The organism is Pseudoalteromonas sp. NSLLW24 (assembly GCF_015864725.1).
Taxonomy (GTDB): domain Bacteria; phylum Pseudomonadota; class Gammaproteobacteria; order Enterobacterales; family Alteromonadaceae; genus Pseudoalteromonas; species Pseudoalteromonas arctica.
Window position 1 is genome coordinate 1 of sequence record NZ_JADYWQ010000049.1, and the last position, 800, is coordinate 800.

Annotated in this window: 1 pseudogene; it reads right to left on the reverse strand. The window is 40.5% G+C overall.

Going from position 1 to position 800, the window contains the following annotated elements:
* Positions 1 to 800: pseudogene (locus tag I6E72_RS19630) on the reverse strand (flagellin); the annotation flags it as partial.

Below are 800 nucleotides of genomic sequence, written 5' to 3' on the forward strand. Positions count from 1 at the left end.
TTTGCAATTGCGTTATCAATAATTGCTAGCGCATCTTGCGAGCCCTTCTGGCTTGTAATATCAACGTCAGAAACATCATTTAGCTTACTTGTTACAGATGCAACCGCGGATAAAGTTGTATTTGCACTAGCTGCAGTAAATGTTTCTGAAGAGTTTAATTGAATTCCCCCTGTAATGTTTACAGCTGCAACTGTACCACTTACCAAATCAAAATCAGTATCATCTTTACCATCGTAACCTTGGGCTTTAACAGCTACTTCGGTAGCAACATTAGCACCTGCAGAATCTAAAGCACTAAAATTAGTAAGAGCAATATCCTCCCCTTCGTTATTGGATACTGTAAATACTCCATTATCGATTGAAGCAGTTACACCATGCTCATCGGTTGATGCATTAATCGCTTCAGCCATTGCTTGCTGATCACTGGTAACATTACCTGTTGTTGCGTAAGATACTTTTTCATCATTTAAAGAGAAACTTACAGTTCCATCGGCAGCGCCAGGAACTGATATTACTAACTCAGCTTCAGTTCTTGCCTGTGCTGTAACGCCTGTAGAAGATGAAAATTCATTGATAGATGCTGCACCAGCTTTAGCGCTAGAGCCTGCTGCAATATTAACAGTTGCACTATTTCGGCCATCAATTGTATAGGCAGCTGCTCCAACCGTATTTGCTGCACTAGCAGAACCAAAGCCAGTATTAGCCGCGCCTTGTAAATTAACTTGGTTAGAACCAATTTTTTCTGCCGCTACACTCGATAGTGATACGTTAATTGTTTCGTTTGCATTTGAACCAATTTG